The organism is Proteus faecis, from assembly GCF_030286765.1.
In the GTDB taxonomy this organism is placed as follows: domain Bacteria; phylum Pseudomonadota; class Gammaproteobacteria; order Enterobacterales; family Enterobacteriaceae; genus Proteus; species Proteus faecis.
Genome location: NZ_JASVWV010000001.1, coordinates 453,156 through 468,425 on the forward strand (window position 1 = coordinate 453,156; position 15,270 = coordinate 468,425).

General features: G+C 36.2%; 18 protein-coding genes. 9 read left to right on the forward strand and 9 right to left on the reverse strand.

Going from position 1 to position 15,270, the window contains the following annotated elements:
- Positions 1-12: 12 nt before the first annotated feature.
- The 5 genes from QSH13_RS02135 to QSH13_RS02155 are packed head-to-tail and all read right to left on the reverse strand — an operon-like array spanning position 13 to position 3,243.
- A complete protein-coding gene (locus QSH13_RS02135) occupies positions 13-1,431 on the reverse strand; it encodes a replicative DNA helicase (protein WP_286038750.1) in 1,419 nt (472 codons plus the stop codon).
- Entirely contained in the window at positions 1,421-2,251 is an 831-nt protein-coding gene (locus QSH13_RS02140; protein ID WP_053087953.1) for a hypothetical protein, read from the reverse strand. The genes QSH13_RS02135 and QSH13_RS02140 overlap by 11 nt, the downstream gene beginning before the upstream one ends.
- A gap of 1 nt (position 2,252) precedes the next feature.
- On the reverse strand, positions 2,253-2,477 hold the full coding sequence (locus tag QSH13_RS02145; protein WP_109406432.1) for a hypothetical protein: 225 nt from the start codon (positions 2,475-2,477) through the stop codon (positions 2,253-2,255).
- A gap of 17 nt (positions 2,478-2,494) precedes the next feature.
- The gene (locus tag QSH13_RS02150; RefSeq protein ID WP_196544813.1) at positions 2,495-2,950 is read right to left on the reverse strand and encodes a toxin YdaT family protein; all 456 of its coding nucleotides are present in this window, start codon (positions 2,948-2,950) and stop codon (positions 2,495-2,497) included.
- 47 nt (positions 2,951-2,997) lie between these two features.
- Positions 2,998-3,243: a transcriptional regulator gene (locus QSH13_RS02155; protein WP_100159634.1), complete on the reverse strand. Its 246-nt coding sequence runs from the start codon at positions 3,241-3,243 to the stop codon at positions 2,998-3,000.
- A 105-nt stretch (positions 3,244-3,348) separates the two neighbouring features.
- Here QSH13_RS02155 and QSH13_RS02160 point away from each other — a divergent pair, with 105 nt between their 5' ends.
- The 9 genes from QSH13_RS02160 (at position 3,349) to QSH13_RS02200 (ending at position 9,484) form a co-directional block, all read left to right on the forward strand.
- The gene (locus QSH13_RS02160) at positions 3,349-4,041 is read left to right on the forward strand and encodes a S24 family peptidase (RefSeq protein ID WP_109397968.1); all 693 of its coding nucleotides are present in this window, start codon (positions 3,349-3,351) and stop codon (positions 4,039-4,041) included.
- A 401-nt stretch (positions 4,042-4,442) separates the two neighbouring features.
- Entirely contained in the window at positions 4,443-4,775 is a 333-nt protein-coding gene (locus QSH13_RS02165; protein ID WP_072069979.1) for a hypothetical protein, read from the forward strand.
- Positions 4,776-4,787: 12 nt separating this feature from the next.
- Complete coding sequence (locus QSH13_RS02170) at positions 4,788-6,755, forward strand: phage-associated endonuclease (RefSeq protein WP_286038751.1); 1,968 nt, start codon at positions 4,788-4,790, stop codon at positions 6,753-6,755.
- The gene (locus tag QSH13_RS02175) at positions 6,755-7,255 is read left to right on the forward strand and encodes a siphovirus Gp157 family protein (protein ID WP_020945462.1); all 501 of its coding nucleotides are present in this window, start codon (positions 6,755-6,757) and stop codon (positions 7,253-7,255) included. The genes QSH13_RS02170 and QSH13_RS02175 overlap by 1 nt, the downstream gene beginning before the upstream one ends.
- A gap of 47 nt (positions 7,256-7,302) precedes the next feature.
- Complete coding sequence (locus QSH13_RS02180; RefSeq protein ID WP_004250516.1) at positions 7,303-7,482, forward strand: hypothetical protein; 180 nt, start codon at positions 7,303-7,305, stop codon at positions 7,480-7,482.
- Positions 7,483-7,509: 27 nt separating this feature from the next.
- Positions 7,510-7,680 (forward strand): hypothetical protein, encoded by a 171-nt coding sequence (locus QSH13_RS02185; protein ID WP_004250514.1) that lies wholly within the window; start codon positions 7,510-7,512, stop codon positions 7,678-7,680.
- Positions 7,681-7,922: 242 nt separating this feature from the next.
- Positions 7,923-8,120 (forward strand): hypothetical protein, encoded by a 198-nt coding sequence (locus tag QSH13_RS02190; protein ID WP_286038752.1) that lies wholly within the window; start codon positions 7,923-7,925, stop codon positions 8,118-8,120.
- Positions 8,110-8,307 (forward strand): hypothetical protein, encoded by a 198-nt coding sequence (locus QSH13_RS02195; RefSeq protein WP_223310084.1) that lies wholly within the window; start codon positions 8,110-8,112, stop codon positions 8,305-8,307. Before QSH13_RS02190 ends, QSH13_RS02195 begins: the two co-directional genes overlap by 11 nt.
- A gap of 1 nt (position 8,308) precedes the next feature.
- On the forward strand, positions 8,309-9,484 hold the full coding sequence (locus QSH13_RS02200; protein WP_060557151.1) for a tyrosine-type recombinase/integrase: 1,176 nt from the start codon (positions 8,309-8,311) through the stop codon (positions 9,482-9,484).
- 116 nt (positions 9,485-9,600) lie between these two features.
- Here QSH13_RS02200 and QSH13_RS02205 read toward each other — a convergent pair whose 3' ends face one another.
- The 4 genes from QSH13_RS02205 to QSH13_RS02220 all read right to left on the reverse strand — a co-directional run bounded on the left by QSH13_RS02205 (position 9,601) and on the right by QSH13_RS02220 (position 14,613).
- Positions 9,601-10,599 (reverse strand): hypothetical protein, encoded by a 999-nt coding sequence (locus QSH13_RS02205; RefSeq protein ID WP_201972818.1) that lies wholly within the window; start codon positions 10,597-10,599, stop codon positions 9,601-9,603.
- Positions 10,600-10,798: 199 nt separating this feature from the next.
- Positions 10,799-11,680 (reverse strand): AbaSI family restriction endonuclease, encoded by an 882-nt coding sequence (locus QSH13_RS02210; RefSeq protein ID WP_152964544.1) that lies wholly within the window; start codon positions 11,678-11,680, stop codon positions 10,799-10,801.
- Positions 11,681-12,602: 922 nt separating this feature from the next.
- A complete protein-coding gene (locus QSH13_RS02215) occupies positions 12,603-13,172 on the reverse strand; it encodes a hypothetical protein (RefSeq protein WP_286038754.1) in 570 nt (189 codons plus the stop codon).
- Positions 13,173-14,052: 880 nt separating this feature from the next.
- The gene (locus QSH13_RS02220) at positions 14,053-14,613 is read right to left on the reverse strand and encodes an RBBP9/YdeN family alpha/beta hydrolase (protein ID WP_286038755.1); all 561 of its coding nucleotides are present in this window, start codon (positions 14,611-14,613) and stop codon (positions 14,053-14,055) included.
- Positions 14,614-15,270 lie beyond the last annotated feature (657 nt).

A 15,270-nucleotide genomic window follows, 5' to 3' on the forward strand; every position in this document is an offset into this window, starting at 1 on the left:
TAATTAACTTATCTAAAATGCTTCTGTAGCTTGTTGTCCTTTTCGTGCATAGCTTTTTCTATTATCATTTCCTTTAAATGACAACCTTTCTGCCTCCCCCTTACTAATATTTTTAATATAAGAATTCACCAACTGAGCATAAGCGGTACCAGTATTTCCATCACGATTTAATCTGAGAAGAATTTCCATTAGAGATTTATCAGCATTATCGTTATAAACAGCATCACGATATAAACCAATCCATACATCACAATCTTGCTCAATTTGCCCTGTATCACGGCTATCAGCGGGTGTTGGTCGTTTATCTGCCCTATCTTCCAATTTACGGTTAAGTTGGGTTAATAACAGGACAACGCAATCCATTTCTTTTGCTAGATTTTTTAACCCCGTAGTAATATCACCATATGCAATATCACGACGTTCAGCCTGCCCAGCTTTGATAAGAGTCAGGTAATCAATCGCTATTAAGCCTATTTGCCCTTTAGCTCGTTTAACCTTGCGACATTCAGCGATGATATGGTTAAGATCAATACCAGGAGTGCTATCGATATACATATTCGATTCTGCAATCTCTTTTGCTCTGGCTAATGCCCTAGCCATTTCCATATCATCATGTGTACCTGTATAAAAAATATCTGCAGATACATCGCCTTCTTGAGAGATCATTCGTTCAATGATCCCACGGTCTGTCATTTCAAGGCTGAAAAGCAATGTAGGTAACTTGTGGTTTAATGCAAAGTGAGTTGCAACACGATTATAGAATGCGGTTTTACCCATTTTAGGTCTTGCACCAACAACAATTAATGATCCTCTTAATGCCTGTTTGGGAGCCATTAACTCATCCAGTGACTCTATACCCAAAGTAAAACCCACCGCATTTTTAGGATCACTAAAGCGCCTATCAACATCATCAAGCCAATCTCCAACAACATCTAGAGCAGGTCTTAATCCTTTACTCTTTCCTGTTTTAGCGTGTTCGATAATGCTTGATACAACCTGCTGAACATTTGATAGTTTATTGTTGATATCAAGACCATCATTCGCCATTAGCATTTCAACGCAGGTATTCAGGTTGTTGATAGCATAACGCTGTATCGCCTTGTCTCGTACAATCCGAGCGTAGTTCACAATGTTAGCAACTGAGGGTAATCTACAAAGTTCCGCTATGTAGGCAAATCCCCCAACTTTTTCTAAATCACCACTACGAGTTAAAGAATCACTAACTGTAATAACATCTGTTGGGTAGTCAGATTTTATTAACTTCACAATCTCTGTAAAAATTCGACTGTGAGGTCTTGAATAAAATGATCCTGATTTAACTAGTGATATCACATGTTGACGCTTATCTTCGTCAGTGCTGATCATCAAGCCACCTAGTACAGCCTGCTCTGCTTCAAGATTGTATGGAGGGGTGAAATAATCATTTGTCATTAGCACGTTCCTCCTTGACCGCAACATAACAACGTTCCGTAATTAAATAATCTAAATTTTTACGTCGCCATGTACCCCCTCGCCCATTATCTCGATCCTCCATCATCCATCGACAATTACTGGCAATATACGATAAATAATTTTCCCAGCGCTCTTGATTGAATTTAAATTTTATCCAGAAATTTCTTAGCTTCCGTTTACGCTCATCAGTCATCACTTTGATGGCTGGCATATCAGACAAAATATCGTGATATGAATTAATAATATTTTCATAATTCAATTTAATTTTTGATGACGATTTTTTGTCGTCAGGTTCTCCTGACGTACCATCAGTAATATCTGTAGTAATATATGTAGTAATCTCTGTAGGATCGAACTGCGGATTTGTTTCATCGCCACCGTCAGTTTTGTCTTGTCGCGGTCGTTCGTTTTGTTGTTCCGCGAAATCACTATTGTGACTTTCCCCAGTTGCGCTTTGCGCATTTGGGGCATTTTCAATAGGTTGTGACATGACATAATCTAATTTTTCACAGTCAATTAGATAATAAATCTTATGCTCTAAGCGTTTATTAGTCTCAACCAAAATACCTCTGCTAACTAAATGCTTTCTAGCCGTAAGCTGTTCTCGGTAGCTTAAACCCGTCTCAGATTCAATTTCTTCTGATGTTTTATAAACACCTAATTTAGAGTCAGCTTTATCTTGCCAATAAAATATTTGGCTAAAAAATATTACAGCATTTACACTCCCCAAACGTTTTACTAGCCCGGGGAAATAAGCAACAGGACGTCCAAAGTCTAATAACAAATCGGAGGCTCTCACTTCACACCCCCAACGATTTAGCTATATCATGACAAGCATTTTTATACTGATCAGCAGTTAGTTTTTTTAAGCATAACTTTTGTTTCTGCTTCTCATACTGCTCCCAAACTAACAATGCGATAACACGTCTACCCTCAAAAATATCCCTAATTTCTGATATATGGGCAGGTTTATCATTCAGCATAAACCCATTACGGTATGTGATTTTTTCAGTTGATCTAATCATTGGTCTTGCCTCTTGAATTAATGCACGCTGGTCGGGCGTGATATCTCATTTAATGCACGTACTACATTGTTTATTTGGTGTGACATGTCACGACCTTCTAATAAGATTTCAGTCATAGCATCAGCAAAACGCTGAATGGCCACGGTTGCTAAATAGTTTTTTGTATCTCCACGTACTCGAGCTAACCTCGAAGCTGGTAGTGCCATTTCTATCGCTGGCATTAACTCCGCAATCTTTCTTTGAGATGCACGGGAATCACCTCTTAACCAGCGGAATATCTGTTGCCGGTTATTGTTGATTGCTTTCCAATCTGCCTTACCCGTTTGATCCTCAATGGCATATAATCGACCATGTTCTTGATTAATCACTAATCGTAAGTAAGCTCGACTAATCTCAATGGCAACATGTTCTTGCCCTTGTTCTACCGCCCAATCTTCAATTTCAGCTCTGATAATGTTGATATCAAAATTCATTTTTGCGTCTCCTGTCGCTAAAAAATTGATTACGCATAATCAGTTTTTTAATTTGATACCTGTAATACTGATGATGATTTAGGAAGCCCATCAAACTGATTTGGATAAATTTCTGGCGCAACCTCATGAGGTGTTACTTGCCAATTTAAGCATTCACACAGGCTTAAAACCTTTAGAGCAGGAACGCCATTTTTGAACCATAAATGCACTGTTTGAGGCTTCGTATTTAATCGTCGAGCAATCTCTGATTGGCTCGCTAGATTGATAATTTTGTTTTTTATACAAGGTGTCATTGTTTTCTCCTTTTTGAATTACAAGTTAATCTTACAATCAAACACACAATAATATCAAGTTTTTCTTGAAGTGATCCCTACAAGGAAAGCTTGTAATATAATTTTATGAAAAAGAATCCGAATGAAGTATCAGCTACACGTATTAGCCAAATACTAACCGAGCGAAACTGGTCTCAATCAGAATTAGCTCGTAGGCTCGGTGTTAGCCCTCAATCAGTGCAATTTTGGGTGAGCGGTAAAACAGCACCTAGGGGTAATAATTTAACAGCATTGTCTAGTCTCTCAGGATATCCAGAACATTGGTTTTTTATGAGTGATGTTTCAACTGAAGTAATGAATAAGCCAGTTGTCCGTAAGAGTGATTCTTATCTTGTTGAACTACTTGATATAGAAGCAAGCGCAGGCCCTGGCATTATTAATAAAAGTGAATTTATTGAAACAATTAGAGCTATTGAATATACATCTGATGAAGCACTCCGCTTATTTGGCAACAGACCTAGCGCCCATATAAAAATGATCACTGTAGTTGGTGATAGTATGCAAAATACTATTGAACCAGGAGATCAGGTTTTCATAGATGTTCACATAGATTATTTTGATGGTGATGGCATTTACGTTTTCATTTTTGGTCAAACATTGCACATTAAAAGACTTCAAATGATAAAGAATAAATTAACCGTTATCTCTGATAATCCCAATTACAGAGATTGGGATATTGATAAAGAAGATGAAGACCAATTCTTCATTTTTGGTAAAGTCCTCCTCAGTCAATCTAGAACATACAAGCGTTACGCTTAAAATCCTTTCATAAAATTCAAACTAAATTACAGGGGCTTAATAGCTCTTGTAATTTTTTACACACATAATTACAAGAATTATTTGTAAAATAGACTTGCAATGTTCAATTTTAACTTGTAGATTTACTAACAACAAAAACAACACAGCAAGTGTTTAGGTAAGTGTTCAGACCTTCTTATTCAGCACTAGGGAATATTTAAGACCAAAGCTACAAAGACATGACCATGACGGCTCGGAAAGACGAGCAATAAGTTACAGACGTAAAAAAACCCACCGAAGTGGGTTCCTTTACCTCGGGTCGCCGACCAAAGCTAACCGAGAGTTCTACTAGCGCGACCAAACGCTAGAAGAGGCAAGACCAATGATAAATCACTGATCACCGTTATTTTAAAGGAGTTGCTATGAAAGCACAACCTGAAAGCCTAACCGTCACACTCTATATTCACGCTCAAAAACAGTTCGATGGTTCTTATCAATATAACGCCTACGCATTTAAAGCCGATCCTAATGATGGACTAGGTTTCGTTATTGCAGAACACACTGTTGATGTTCCTTTTAAAGAGCCAACTCAAACTGATCTCGTTCACGCTGAAATTGATTTTCTACGCAATGAGCAAGAAAAAATTCTTTCTGATGCCCAAGTGAAATCAAGCCTGTTAGAAGATCAAATCCAAATGCTTCTCTGCTTGGAAGGCAAACCCATTTCGAAAACTGACGAAGAAATCCCTTACTAAGAGGCAAGACCAATGAAAACTTTTATCTGTGTATTTGAGCCTACGACCGAGGCTCGTACAAACAATGGTGCTGTACCGTTGGCCATAGCGTTAAGCACTGCTAATGCAAAACTGGCAACAGCGACTGCAGTAGTGAAATTATCTGAAGCATATCCAGAAGCTATGGATAACTTTAATACTGATGAGCCATTAATTAGCGAACATCTTGACGGTTCTGCATGCCCTACTTTAGATGCTTTCGATGAAAAATTTGCTGTTGAAAATGAGTATGACGGTACTCAATGGAAACCTATCGAATATAGAGAGTTCAAAAAGCTAGCCACAAAACCTCGTATCGCCAGCCTGCTGTTATTTGGAAAGACTCAAATAACAAACAAAGAGTTCTCTTTTACATTGAAATATCTTGCTGGCACAGAAGATCCCAAAATTCGTAATATCGCCACAGGCCTTGCAGAAATAACAAAGTTATCTTTGATGGATGCTGAACAAACGATGGAAATAGCACAGGCTATCTATGAGTTTGCTAATGAAGATGTCACCGTTGAAGAAGCTAAATCACTAGGTGAAAGCTGGCTGACAGAAGAATCAGAGCAACCACAAGAAGAAATATCTTCTATCAAGCGTAACTACACAACTATAGATACTGAAATCGCCTTAGCGCTGTTAGATGATTTTGATCCTAATAATGTTCTTCCCTCTCAAGTAAAGAAAGCCAAAGAGCTGATAGATGATGACGACAAAGCATGGAAACGCTGGTCAATGGATTTACGCACAACAGCTGGCATCTTAGATATACCTCGTGAAAAGATTTTTGCATTAATAGCTGAAAGTAAAAAACAACCTGAGTTATTAGATAATCCTAATGCACGAAAAGAGTTGATTGATCTGCATTTGGGCATTAGCAAATCTAACAACACTAAAAAAGAAGAAATGACTACTAAGTTAACTCAAACAGATAATGCCTCTTTAGTATCCAAAGAAAATGCAGTTGAGAAAGAAACTAAGCCTAAACGTTCGCGTAAAAAGCAAGAAGTAGCGCCTAAAGAAGAAACAGCTCAAGTGATTGAGCAAACTGAAAAACCTAAAGAGCCTGAAACACCATCAGTACCACACGATAATTTTGAGCAACGTGCCAGTGTTATTGATGAAGTTCTTAACGCGAGTGATGCTAATAACCTAAGTATTTGGAAAAGAGTACAACGTACAGACCCTCGCTTTACTAAACCATTAGAAGGTATGGGATTTGTAGGAACTAGCATAAACAGCACTTACATGTTTATGCGCGCGACTGAAATATTCGGCCCTATTGGTGAAGGTTGGGGTTATGAAGTCCTTGAAGAAAAATTTATTGATGGAAAGCCTCTTGTAGAACCTGTTCTCGATGAACGTAATAAACAAGTTGCAACCCGTTTTTTACGTGATGGTGATGGAGCGTTATTCTGCGAACAAAACCACTCAATTAAGATCCGTTTTTGGTACATCATCGAATGTGAAACCCGCGGTGAGTTTGAAAGTTATGGTGCAACACCATACCGCTATCAAACTAACTATGGCATTAAGGTTGACGGTGAAGCTATTAAAAAATCACTAACTGATGCAATCAAAAAAGCCCTATCAATGCTTGGCTTTAGCTCTGATGTCTTTATGGGTATGCATGATAACCCTGAATACTTAGCGAGTAATAAGCTTGAGTTTGAAATCAAAAACGCGAGTGAAAAAGCGGAAGATATCACACGTATTCGCAAAGAATTAGACGAGAAATTTACTAAACATACGGAAGTTATGCGTAGTGCTGTTACTGAGAATGAATTGCGAGGCATTGCATCCACATTAACGCGCGAAATTTCTGCACATATCAAATCAGCTCAAGAGCGTCGTGACAACGATTATGAGAAATATTTGTCCGGCCGTTTACGTCGATTAAACCAAATCGAAAAAGAGTGTTTAGACCAACTGAAACATAAAGAAGAGGCAATCTAATGACCAATACTACTGCTATCGCACTGGCGACCAATTACGAAAAATTACAACAACTCGTTGAAACAGGAGAATTCACTGCTGAAGATATCGCAGATACATTGGCAGGTATCGAGGGCGAGTTAGGTGATAAATTGGATGCAATTATGCACCACGTTCGCAATATCGAAGGTCAAGCTAAAACACTGGATGAAGAATCTAAACGTTTATCTGATCGTAAAAAATCATTCGAAAACCAAGCTAAAAACCTAAAGAAATATGCTCTTAACTGCTTATTGGCTTCAGGATTAGATAAATTAAAAACAACAAAAAATACATTCACTGCTAGAGCTGGTGTTGTTCGAGTCATTATCGACAATGAGGCTTTATTACCGGATGAGTTGGTTGATGTTCAAACCATCACCGCGCCTGATAAAAAAGGCATCAAAGAAGCGCTTGAAAACGGAATTGAAATACCTGGTGCTCACTTAGAAGTTGGTGACCGATCATTAATGGTTCGTTAATTCATAATAGCGCCCTTTATTGGGCGCATTATCAGGAGATAAACGTTATGGCCATGAAGTTAGAAGTTGTTATTACCCATGATGAAGCAACCAATAAATGCAGTATCGAATGGTCTACAGCATCAACAAAAAATGTCACAGAGCAAGAACAGCAAGCACTTTCATCAATGCAAAAAGCGTTATTGCTACAACTGGGGCACCCTATAAATACAGCTATTATTCATTAAGTGACATGTCACAAAGAGGCAAGACCAATGCTAAGACACTCCCAACAAAAAGACCAAGCCGTAAAGATCACATTACCTGATGGCACACATGGCTTTGTTTCAACAGATAGACGTTGCCATGTTTCATACGATTTTCCAGCGCACGTCAAAATTGAACTTCAACCCTCTCCCGCTGAGCAACAGAGGAGTGAACAATAATGTTTGGTTTATTCCTTTTGATATGTAGTTCGGTAAATTGTCAGTTCGAACCCTATGGCTACATTTATCCTGATGAACAAAATTGTTTAATTGATAAAGAGGTACTCGCGACCAAAGGAAAAATTGCAGAGTGCTATCCAGTAGAGGGAATTATTCGAGTAAAAAGTTGATTAAGCATAATCAGTTTTTACTTTTCGTTGTTATTAGCATGGTGGTTTATTCAAGACCAATGGGTAACCACCATGAAATTATTAACACCTTGGCAACCAGGGAACCAATTATTAACAAGTTTTGATATTAAATTAGGTCGGTTAGCGTTCAGTGTAAGAAATAGACCATGCACTGACGCTGAAATCAAACACTCCTGTGATACAGCAGACCGACTTATTTTATTGATGATGAGGCAAGACCAAAATGAACGGAAAACTGATGAAAGCTAGTGCGTGGGCTAAACGAGAATTTGAAGTAGGCTCTATTCCAGATAATAGAACCATAAAAAAATGGGTAGAAACAGGTTTATTAAAAGGCAAAATCGTTGATTGTTCTGTTTGGATATATTCATCCGAACGTTGGGGTATTGAGTCCGTTATTTCTTCATGTGTCGATGAGTTAATAAGGGCTTCGTAATATGGCCAGTAGACCGAGAAGAAAGGAATTTAGGCATCTACCTGACTTTCTTTATTTTGATAAATCAGTTAAACAATATCGCCTTACATTAACTAATGGTTTAAGAAAATGCATTGGTGCAGATAAAGCAAAAGCTATCGCAATAGCCAGAGAATACAACAATATTATGCGACCAGAAAAATGCGTTTCTGTTAACTCATTAATTATTGACTCGGGAGGGCAATATGGAGAGGCCCTCCCTCTCTCAGAACATTTAGATAAGTTATTTTTGCGGATCACTAATGATGAGAAACCATCAGACAGTACACTTAGTAACTGGGTTAATGACTTAGAAAGAATTAAGATCTTTTTTAAAGATATCCCCGCGAATGAAATCTCACTGGAACATGTAAATGGCTATATTAATGAATATCATGCCGATGCTTCTGCTAATGTACAAAATCGTAAGGTAAGCTTTCTAAAGAAAATTTTTAGTTACGCAATGGATGAATCTCTTATGTTTGATAATCCCGCTGAACGTAAGAAAATGAAAAGAGTCGATGGGAAAAAACGTAGAAGATTATCTTATGATGATTTTCTTAAAATTCGAGCATCTGCAGAACCTTGGTTAAGGACAGCAATGGATCTGGCGTTGCAAACGACACAAGCAAGGCTTGAAGTGTCACGCATAAAATACAATATCAAAGCCCCCAAAGAAGGCATCTGTGGGTGTTTATGGTATGAAGAACCCTTAAATGGAATATACGGGATGATTTATATTCACAGACAAAAAGTGCAACATAAAGAGGCATCTCATATTGCGATCCCCATAGGCAAAGCACTTAAGGATATTATCGATAATAGCCGTGACAATGTGGCAAGCCCTTATATTGTGCATAGACTACCTACTCGTATCCCAAATAAGGTGAGTAAAGAAGTTAATCATCCAACACAAGTCGCACCTGATTACCTTAGCCGTGCATTTTCAGCACTACGTGATCGAGTGGGCGTTGCCAGTCATTTACCTTTAGATGAAAGACCAACCTTTCATGAAATAAGAGCATTAGCAGCCTTTATGTTTAAACAACGTGGTTTTGATCCACAAGCTCGAATGGCTCATAGTGATGCAGAGTCAACCAAGATTTATACAGAAAACCATGTACAATGGGTTGAAGTGCCACATTGTGAGATTGCATAAGTCGGATTAGCTCAGATTTGAGCTAATACAGGTATGATATAGAGTTGATTCTAATTTGACAGACTGTTCTGTGCCAATAGCGGGCTTTACTACTACTCAACCTAAAACAATTGTACTCATAAAATAGTAGTAACTCCGAAAATCTTAGGGTCAGCACAAAAAATATGAGAATTGGCTTGATAGGTGGACAGCCCGTTAAAAAATTCTAGTAACCTCATATCATTGTGATGATGCTGTGCTGAGAATTTTATGTTGAACGACTCTACTTTCCCCCTTATTTGTGGCGGAATATTTACAAGGTTCTGCTTTGACAAGTCCACCACATTGAATGAAGCAAACGCACTACGACTCAAATTAAAAAGAAACATATTATGATAGGGATCATTAGTTCCTTGAAGGTAGCCTGTATCTGGCAATGCGACTCTACAGCCCGGAATATCGTCAAAGGTCGCTATTATCAAATAACCCATATTTCCCTTTGACTCAACAATCTTCTCAACAGTCGACTCTAGGATACTTTTTGTTGCTCCAGGTGGAATCATTAACGCCAGAAAAAGAATCTCCAACCACTGGAAATATAGCTCACTCGTCACCCTAAACTCGGTGCAAACCTCGGCCAAGTGAGGTTTTTTTCCTGTACGAATCTCGGAGAAGTGTGCTAGCAAAAGAGGATCAGTTGGATGCATCCCCACCAATCCCTTATACATATTAATTGTTTGAACAATCAAATAAGGGTTTCTAATCCACCCCATGAATTTTGCTTTGAGCACTCGTTCAGTGGCACCCTTCAAAACATCGCTTCCAGAATTTAACTTGGACTCGGAGATAAGGAGATCAGTTGCTGGTCCTAAGTCCATTTCAAATTTATGAAAGAAATCCTCTAAATTCTTTCTTAACTTTGAGCTTTTCACATCGAAACTAAAGAGATCATTAAAAGAAAGGTTCTTCTTTATCTTGACGCCTTCAGTATTTGTCAAGCGAACAACCGTATTTTCTCGATCTGCAATTTCAAATTTGTAGATTCGCTGCTTATCTTTTGGTTTGCTCTCATCAATGCAGTTACTGCGCTGCTCTGTCTGAGATATAAAATGCTGATTCCTCGTTAGATTATCCATAAATTCTCCTTGTTGCGACGATCCATAAGGTGTGTAATTGACATGCTCACAATTGATAATATGCTGTAATGTTAGTAATACCTCCATCAATTTTGAGAACAACTGTGAACTTCCACTTTTCGCTCGTTCAGGATTATAGCCATAATTAAATTTCTACATCGCAGGAGATTTAATTATGGCTAAGCTACAAAATGCAGAGTTACTTTTGTGCTGTATAAACCTTGATGCGTGTATCTACCCGCTTGAAAACGTTAACCCCTTCAGATGATAGTTGCTCATCTTGAGTGAAAACACCAAGAAATCGATATAGTATCCGATTCAGTTCATCACGAGAATGAGCCATTACGATACGATAACACCATGTTTCCCTATAGTTACGTGTTGAATTAAGGCTTTTTTCCGTTATCAGATCACCATCAATTGAAAGTGAGTTGTCCCACTCCCCCGCCTTATATAAACGCGGAAACCAAACCATAACATCTCCGCTCAAACCAATCGCCTTTACAATAGTCTCAGGTACCCGCCAGCTACCTGATTGATGGTGTCCTTTATCTCCATAACCAAAGCACTGCAAAGCATCCCTGTGATATCGGAATGCAGCGTAAGGACCTACTTCAAGAAATCCTGCGTTAATGTGTATTTGAGCGGTATAACGGCTGTTATAGTCCCAAGGACGGAATAAGCCTTGGGCTTCCTGTTGGGCTTTTCTGTCCCTAACAAAAAGGATGAACTCATCAACAAGATGATTAATCTTGTCCAGTGTCGTGTTATTGGCTGGAATTCGTTTTTCAATAAATCCTGTCGCTTCCATGATGTCCAAACAGCGGATTCTGTCAGCCATTTTAGCTTCATCACTATCATGGTGCGCCTCATCTATTTCAAGATACAGCTTCAGCTGCGGAAAAAGCAGGTCTGCAAGATAAATTTTTCCAGAGTGCCCTTCCTTTCGAATACACTGCTGGCAAACGAATTCAAGCTCAGGGTCATTCAATCTGTGAAAAATTCGGTTGATAATGTAGTGTTCCCAGCGCTTGTGAGAGATTTTTGATAGTGCCCGAAGAATATAGTCATCTTTACTCATGTTAATACCATTTAAAAGCAAATAAACAACCAGAAAAAAGACTTAACTTGGACGCCTGTATTCGCAAGTGTAGTATCAAAATAGTAAACATATCATCGCCATAATACTTAGCGCTGTAGTTACATCCGTCTAAATTCTGTCGACCACTTCACCATTGAAGAAGCCTTTACTGGTTAACGCATCACCATCGTGCCAACGTCCGCTCCTCGCTCAAAGCAGACGATCATATTTGGTTATATTCTACCTACGAAACCTGTTAACTCAAATCTGAGATAACATACATAAGTATAGTGGTAAAACTCCCCTTAACTCATTGATTCTTATAATGCATATTATGTATATCTAGCACTGTATGCAATCACATATAAACGCATTATTTATATTTATAATCAAAGTGTTAGATAACTTAAAGTCGGTTTCATGGGGTGTCAGGGGTCGTAGGTTCAAATCCTATCATGCCGACCAAAATTCCTTAGAAAAACCAACCGCTTATGGTTGGTTTTTTTATGTCTGAAATTTGCTACTGGTAAAACTCTGGTAAAACGACGACAAATCATCTCTCAAAATCACCCTTTCTTTAGCTCATAAAACTGCCCTTTTCTTCTTGCTATTCTGTCCTGATCACTCATAAAACGAGTCGAAATATACATCCATAAAGATATCTAAAATGACAAAAACAACTATTTCACTACCAAATGATAATGAAATGAGAAATGTGTTTTTAATAATAAATTAGTAATAAATAAAAAAGTCTAAATTCAATAAAAAGATTTAGACTTTTATCGGTTAAATTAAGTTAATGCTTAAATGAGATTATGTTGAATAAGGGAAACTAAAGTGACAAAAAACTTGCCTCAAACGAATCACCATTTGCTCAGTCAGTAATAAGCCACTTATAGGGAAAAAATAGTAATGATTTAAATTAATCCACATCTTTTCCTTTATATTTTTTATAGAAATCATCACCACAAACGACTTTTATAAAATCGCTACTACCAGTGAAGATAGATAACGGCCTATTTTTATCTATATAAATAAAATTCTTTTTATCTTTATCTTCTGATTTTACCTGACCATCAATGATTCTTTCTGAATCATAATTAACACAATAACCTATTGTGGTATTTTTACTTATATCTTTTACAGTAATAATTTTATTATATATAAACCTATAACCTTGATTTTCTTTAGCTAACTCTTCTTTCGACTCTTCTGTAATAGTAAATGCGGATCCAACATGGTTTATTGCATTGGCATATTCTGATTGCATTTTATTTTGTACAAATTTTTGGTCTGATGAATTGGCATCTTCATATTTAATACCATTTTTTTTCAAATTAGTACCATAATCATTCCATTCATCAACCTCAGCTGAATATGAACTTAGATTAGTGACTATTTTAGTTAATTTTTCAAAAGAATTTTCAGTTCCTGAACTACAGCCAGATAAAACTAAGCTAGCTATACTAATCAAGAATATATTATTTTTCATATTTATATCTCTTAATATTCATCCTGTTTATAAATATAGCCAATATATTGAAAAATTCCACTTATGTTTAAATAAATTCAAATATTATTTTAGTAAAAAATACAACTTTTCTTTGTATTTTTGAATATCATATACTCAAAACCACTTAATAATACAAAACCAAATGCCCCCTTAATAGTTTCAGACTTAGCTCAGTTTCCGAAAGGAAAAACAGAAAACCACGTACAATGGGTTGAAGTATCACATTGTGAAATTGCATAAATCTAATATCGCTTATAGTTATCTTTCATAAAATGATGATGATATGTATTTTCGATATTTGCTAGTGATACAAGAATAAATTGAGTCTCATAAATAAAGATATAATAAGTATATTTTTGAAGTACTTTTATACTATTTCCCAAAGAAGAAAATAGTAAACATTTTACATTTATAGTGCTAGATAAATTTGATAAAGGAGAATGTACAACTCGACGTGATTTATGATTTGGTAATAAGTAGCATGAACGGATATATCTTAGTCCTTTTTTCAATTGCTAGAATTAAATAGAAGTAAAACTCTCTATAGCTCACTAACTCATTAGTTATTATGATCAAAGAATTACAATAATTAGGCTCAGAGTCAGGGATCGTAGGTTCAAACTCTATCATGCTGACCAAAATTCTTTAGAAAAACCAACCTATTAGGGTTAGTTTTTTTATGTCTAAAATTTACAAAGGGTAAAACGGTGACAAATAATCCCTCAAAATCGACATTTCTTTAGTACATCGCATTACCCTTTTTCTATTCATTACCTGATACAAAAGCCATAAAGATAATGGTATAACTAAATTTTTAATAGTGTGGAGTTTGTTACTTTAATTGTTTATTTCACTTTTTCTAATTATTATTAATAATATCAAGTAATATTGGTAATTCAGTATATCCATCTCTATCAAGAAAGTGCCCTGCATTATCTTCAATAAAAATTTTAGTTTGTAGGCTATTAGCTAAATCCTTAGAAGCTTGTGGATCTACAGCTGGATCATTAGATGAAATTACTGATACCCTCTTGTCTGATATCTTAATTAATTTGTTATAATCTAAATCCTCACAAATATGAGAATTTAATTCAAGCAAATTATCCTGCTCACGGTTAAAACCAGCAACTAAAATATACCCACCGATTTTTGTATTTTCAGAGGCTTGCTCAGAAAGAAAGCGTAAAAGAGTAATACAACCTAGACTATGTCCAACAAGGATAGTATCTTCATCGAGTTTAATATTTGCATCAATAAGTCGTTGTTGCCACCTTTTAGGATCAGGTGAATTAGATTCCGGCATATCAGGAACATCAACATGATATCCTAAAGCTTCAAGTTTTTCTTTTAACCATGGAAACCAGTTGTCTTCTGGAGATGCAGTATATCCATGAATAATAAAAAGTCTTTTACCTTTCACGAGTCACCTCTAAATGAAAATAGGTTGTCAATATAAAAAGCACAAATATCCAAAACCATATTTAAAACAAGATATTGCATAAATTGAGCACACTAAGAGATAGAGCACTTACTGATTAAAAATAGTAAGCTTATCTTGAATAAAATGCAATTTTATACTGTTTATTTAAACAAAAAATTTATGATTTATGACTCATTTTTTATTCTAGGATAAATTCTTTCATGAGAAGATATTATTACTTTGAATAAGTTGATCTATATTTTAATTGTATTCAAAATATATGTTATACGGTTATACTAACGCCCCCAAGCACAAGGATTTTTTCTTTCTTTTATATCGCAGTAGCAGGTACTAAACGAGAATTTTATGTACAACTTATCGCATACGTCGATGATTACATTTATTAAATAAAATCGGTAATTTTTATATTCATTTAATACCAAATAACTAAGGTGAACCTATCAAATCTTTATAACAATGTTATCAATATATTGATATTGAAAAGACTCAATAATGATTCTTACTGTGATGTTATTTTTCAGTATCATGACTTTCATAATTTACATAATCATCAACGTATTTTTAAATATGTATCATTTTAAAGGATCACACGTCTCTATTAAAAATGACACCATATAATTTTCTTATTATTTTTAT

Coding starts and splice junctions, on each gene's coding strand:
- QSH13_RS02145 (WP_109406432.1), bottom strand. CDS start 2,477: ATGATTAGATCAACTGAAAAAATCACATACCGTAATGGGTTTATGCTG.
- QSH13_RS02215 (WP_286038754.1), bottom strand. CDS start 13,172: ATGAAAAATAATATATTCTTGATTAGTATAGCTAGCTTAGTTTTATCT.
- QSH13_RS02190 (WP_286038752.1), top strand. CDS start 7,923: ATGAAATTATTAACACCTTGGCAACCAGGGAACCAATTATTAACAAGT.
- QSH13_RS02170 (WP_286038751.1), top strand. CDS start 4,788: ATGAAAACTTTTATCTGTGTATTTGAGCCTACGACCGAGGCTCGTACA.
- QSH13_RS02200 (WP_060557151.1), top strand. CDS start 8,309: ATGGCCAGTAGACCGAGAAGAAAGGAATTTAGGCATCTACCTGACTTT.
- QSH13_RS02180 (WP_004250516.1), top strand. CDS start 7,303: ATGGCCATGAAGTTAGAAGTTGTTATTACCCATGATGAAGCAACCAAT.
- QSH13_RS02165 (WP_072069979.1), top strand. CDS start 4,443: ATGAAAGCACAACCTGAAAGCCTAACCGTCACACTCTATATTCACGCT.
- QSH13_RS02150 (WP_196544813.1), bottom strand. CDS start 2,950: ATGAATTTTGATATCAACATTATCAGAGCTGAAATTGAAGATTGGGCG.
- QSH13_RS02135 (WP_286038750.1), bottom strand. CDS start 1,431: ATGACAAATGATTATTTCACCCCTCCATACAATCTTGAAGCAGAGCAG.
- QSH13_RS02185 (WP_004250514.1), top strand. CDS start 7,510: ATGCTAAGACACTCCCAACAAAAAGACCAAGCCGTAAAGATCACATTA.
- QSH13_RS02155 (WP_100159634.1), bottom strand. CDS start 3,243: ATGACACCTTGTATAAAAAACAAAATTATCAATCTAGCGAGCCAATCA.
- QSH13_RS02160 (WP_109397968.1), top strand. CDS start 3,349: ATGAAAAAGAATCCGAATGAAGTATCAGCTACACGTATTAGCCAAATA.
- QSH13_RS02210 (WP_152964544.1), bottom strand. CDS start 11,680: ATGAGTAAAGATGACTATATTCTTCGGGCACTATCAAAAATCTCTCAC.
- QSH13_RS02195 (WP_223310084.1), top strand. CDS start 8,110: ATGAAAGCTAGTGCGTGGGCTAAACGAGAATTTGAAGTAGGCTCTATT.
- QSH13_RS02175 (WP_020945462.1), top strand. CDS start 6,755: ATGACCAATACTACTGCTATCGCACTGGCGACCAATTACGAAAAATTA.
- QSH13_RS02205 (WP_201972818.1), bottom strand. CDS start 10,599: ATGGATAATCTAACGAGGAATCAGCATTTTATATCTCAGACAGAGCAG.